4 protein-coding genes are annotated in these 3,983 nt (G+C 66.0%); 2 read left to right on the forward strand and 2 right to left on the reverse strand.

Features of this window, described 5'->3' with window-relative positions; all coding sequences use genetic code 11:
• Nucleotides 1-44: 44 nt before the first annotated feature.
• Both ACROSR_RS20305 and ACROSR_RS20310 read right to left on the reverse strand, forming a co-directional pair.
• Nucleotides 45-473 (reverse strand): hypothetical protein, encoded by a 429-nt coding sequence (locus ACROSR_RS20305; protein ID WP_432687692.1) that lies wholly within the window; start codon nucleotides 471-473, stop codon nucleotides 45-47.
• 289 nt (nucleotides 474-762) lie between these two features.
• Nucleotides 763-2,304 carry a winged helix-turn-helix domain-containing tetratricopeptide repeat protein gene (locus ACROSR_RS20310; RefSeq protein ID WP_432687693.1) on the reverse strand — a complete coding sequence of 514 codons (1,542 nt, stop codon included), beginning with the start codon at nucleotides 2,302-2,304 and terminating at the stop codon, nucleotides 763-765.
• Nucleotides 2,305-2,441: 137 nt separating this feature from the next.
• On the opposite strand from ACROSR_RS20310, the gene ACROSR_RS20315 reads away from it, so the two are divergent.
• Complete coding sequence (locus tag ACROSR_RS20315; RefSeq protein ID WP_432687694.1) at nucleotides 2,442-2,810, forward strand: cupin domain-containing protein; 369 nt, start codon at nucleotides 2,442-2,444, stop codon at nucleotides 2,808-2,810.
• Nucleotides 2,811-2,880: 70 nt separating this feature from the next.
• Nucleotides 2,881-3,945: a PLP-dependent cysteine synthase family protein gene (locus ACROSR_RS20320; RefSeq protein ID WP_432687695.1), complete on the forward strand. Its 1,065-nt coding sequence runs from the start codon at nucleotides 2,881-2,883 to the stop codon at nucleotides 3,943-3,945.
• Nucleotides 3,946-3,983 lie beyond the last annotated feature (38 nt).

A 3,983-nucleotide genomic window follows, 5' to 3' on the forward strand; every position in this document is an offset into this window, starting at 1 on the left:
CTATGCACAGCGCGACGTGCTCGATATGGTCGCGTGAAATGAAGCTATAGGTCTCCGGTAAATCCGGGGCGATTCAGGCCCCGTGTCCGGTTGATCTCCTGATAGACATCCCAAGGGCGGCGTCCGCCCATGCCGACGCCGTGGTTGCGCTCGAAGGGGTACTCATCAATCAGGCAGCGGGTCAGCATCCCGTAGAGCGTTTCCACATCAACCACGCCATTCCGGATGGCATCATCTCCGGGAAGTTCTCCGACGCGCCGACCGGTGTAGCCGGGCATCAGCTTGAAGAAACGAGATTCAGGCGTTCCCAAGAAGCGCTCGTCCGGCGCCCGGTCCTCTGGAGAATATGTCCGGGTGTTGCCGTTAATCATGCCGAGACCCATCAAGGCCCCGATCACATCAGAATTCCGGAGGCCGGTCCCGTTGTCGTTGCGCAGATAGCACATACCGCAGCCTTTCGCGGCCTCGTTCATGCAGCCATATGGTCACGAGCCCGAGCGCGAACCTGCGATGCGTCAGGGGTATGAGAACCCGGATCGAAACGAGTATGCGGGTCGTGTCACGGGAGCAGGCCCATCATCCGAAATCATAGCGTCAACAGGTCCGTCTGGACAAATTGACCTGTAAAGGCGTCCCATCATTTTGAAACCAAATCTGTCTGACCCAGAGTGACGATCATTGCATTGGATGAATGGCCTCTTCCGCGGTGCGTGTTTCGGGGAGTGTCGTGGCTCGAGCGATCAATGGCAGGATTGGCCCGCCCTAGAAGCCGTAGGTCCGCAACTGTGCCCGAACCTCGTCGCGGGAGGCGGGATCGCGTGTCGGGAAGGCTGCGAAATAGTCCGCGACCATCGCGTCGGGCCTGAGCCGACGCGCCTCCCGGCGCCAGCGGGCCGCCTGCTCGTGGCGTCCTGCCAGAGCATTCGCCGCGAGCGCGATCATGGAGATGAGGTAATGCGCGCCGGGCGTCGCGGCGGCGCGATCCGCCCAGTCTGCCGCGGCCCGAAACTCGCCCTGCTGGATCAGGATCTGCGCCCGCACGCCGTGAAACCCGTAGAGGAGAGGATCGAGTGGGCTGAGGTGCAGCGACCGCTCCAGCGCGCCCAGGGTGGCCGGCGCGTCTCCGGTGAGCATCGAGGTGAAGGCCGAAGCGTAGTAGCCCTGCGCGAAATTGGGATTCAGGGTCGTGGCACGGGTGAGCCACTCGGTGGCGACCTCCGGTTCGTTCGTGAGCCAGTGAGAGCGGCCCATGGTGAAACTCGCGAAGGGGTCGAGCGGGTCGAGCTCCAGGCTCCGCTCGGCGTGCCGCCGCGCGGCAATGGTTGCCGCGCCGGGGTCGGGGCCGATGCGCAGGAAAGACTCCAGAAAGCTCGTGAAGGACAGCCCGGCCTCGGCCCGGGCAAAGCGCGGGTCGGCCGCGGCGGCGCGCGTGAAATGCTCCCGCGCGCGGGCCGTGTCGGAGGCCGTGAAGCGGTAGAGGTGGCGCAAGCCGAGGTGATAATCCGCCCAGGCATCGAGCCCCTCCGGTCCCCGGGACAGGGCGATCGTGGCCTCGTGAAACGGGATATGCGTCTCGAGCGCGGCAACCAGGTGTGCGACGATCCGTTCCCGCAGATCATCGGTCTCTGCGGGGGCGGCCGCCAGCCGGTCGGCCCAGAGGACCTCGTGGGTGCCGGCCTCGGTCAGCTCGAGGGTCACCGTGATCTTGCGGCTGTCCCCCTCGACCACCCCTGAGAGCAGGTAGCGCGCGTCGAGGGCGGTCGCCGTGACATCCCTGTCGGTCTCGGGGCCGAAACGGAAGGACGAACCCCGCGCGATCACGGCGAGCCATCGCAGCCGGGACAGCGCCTCGATGATCTCGTGCGGGATGGCTTCGCCCAGAAGACCCAGCTCTGGCGCTGTGCCCAGCGGGCGCAAGGGCAGGACGGCGATCGAAGGGCGCCCCATCGGGTGAGGGGCCGTCCCGCCCTCGACTGGCGTCGAAGCCTCTGCCGGCAGCGCCCGGACCTGCGCGACGAAGCGGAAGCCGCGGCCGTGCACGGTGCGGATGAAGGCCTGCCGCACACCGTCGTCGCCCAAGGCCTGCCGGGCGGAGCGGATACGGCTTGAGATGCTGGCATCCGATACCGCCCGCGCCTGCCAGACCTCGGTGACGAGTTCATCCTTCGTCACCATGCGGTCTCGGTGCCGGACGAGATGGATCAGAAGCGAAAGGACCTGCGGCTCGACCGGCACCGGCGCGCCGGCACGGCTGAGCTGGAAATGCTCGGGGTCGAGCCGGAGATCGCCGAAACACCATGCCATGTCCAAAGGATAGTGCAGAATCGGGCGATTCTGCACGAATTCTTCAGACATCCATCAAGCTTGGCCCGCGGTCTGCGCCTATCGTCTCGAACATGCCGGGACTTCCCGGCAGACACCACAAAGAACGGAGATGGACGATGCTGGACCACGCCATTGAAACACGGCGCTTCGACGCCCCCGACGAGCGCCTCGACATGAAGGAGCGCGGGGGGATCTCCATCATCAGGATGGGCGACGGCAGCGCGGGGATGCACGCGGTCTTCGAGCCCGGCTGGACATGGGAGGCCGACGAGAAGCCCCTGCTCGGTTCGCCAGACTCCTGCCCGATGCGGCACAGGGGCTATTGTATGTCGGGCGAGCTCGTCGTCCGCATGATCGAAACGGGTGCCGAGACCCGCCTTCGCCGCGGTGACTTCTTCGAGATCCCGCCGGGGCATGACGCTTATGTCGCCGGCGACGAACGGGTGGAGCTCATCCTTTTCGAGCCCGCCGAACGTCAGCACTGACTGCGCCGCCGTCACGCCGGGCCTTCGCCCGAGCGTGACGGCGGCGCCAACTGGAGAATGGAGAGAAACGATGGACGCTATGACCATGCGACGCACTGAAGGTTGCGGAAAGCTGTTCGGCAGCATCCTCGACACTGTCGGCGACACCCCCGCCGTGCGGATCAACACCCTCGCGCCGCAGGGTGTGGAGATCTACGTGAAGGCGGAATTTTTCAATCCCGCCGGCTCGGTCAAGGACCGGCTGGCACTCGGCATCATCGAGGAGGCCGAGAGCGACGGCAGCCTGAAACCCGGTCAGACGGTGGTCGAGGCGACCTCGGGCAATACCGGGATCGGACTGGCGATGGTCTGCGCGGCGAAGGGCTATCCTCTAGTGGTGACGATGGCCGACAGTTTCTCGATCGAACGGCGCAAGCTGATGCGCATGCTGGGCGCGAAGGTGGTCCTGACCCCGCGCGCCGAGAAGGGCTTTGGCATGTACCGCAAGGCGGTCGAGCTGGCGGAGGCCAACGGCTGGTTCCTGGCCCGCCAGTTCGAGACCGACGCCAACGCCCGCATCCACGAGATCACGACCGCACGCGAGATCCTGTCCGATTTCAGCGGCGAGCGCCTCGATTACTGGGTGACCGGCTATGGCACCGGCGGCACGGTCACCGGCGTGGGCCGCGTGCTGCGCCGCGAGCGGCCGGAGACGAAGATCATCCTGTCGGAGCCCGGCAACGCGCAGCTCCTCGGCAGCGGTCAGGCGCAGCCGCGCAATGCCGATCACTCACCTTCCAGCAGCCACCCGGCCTTCGAGCCGCACCCGATCCAGGGCTGGACGCCGGACTTCATTCCGCACGTGTTGCAGGAAGCCGTGGATTCCGCGCTCTATGACGAGGTGATACCCGTGCCCGGCCCGGACGGCATCGCCTGGGCGCAGAAGCTCGCGCGGCGTGAAGGCATCCTGACGGGGATCTCCGGCGGCGCGACTTTCGCGGTTGCCATGCAGATCGCCGAGAAGGCGGAGCCCGGCACCTTCATGCTCTGCATGTTGCCGGATACCGGGGAACGCTACATGTCCACGCCGCTCTTCGACGTGATCCCCGAAGACATGAGTAAGCGCCAGCTGGGCCCCACGGGCTTTTCAGCTTGACGTCTGGAAGTTCCAAGGGAGGAGTTCGTCGATCCGGT

Source organism: Roseovarius tibetensis (assembly GCF_050896375.1).
GTDB lineage: Bacteria > Pseudomonadota > Alphaproteobacteria > Rhodobacterales > Rhodobacteraceae > Roseovarius > Roseovarius tibetensis.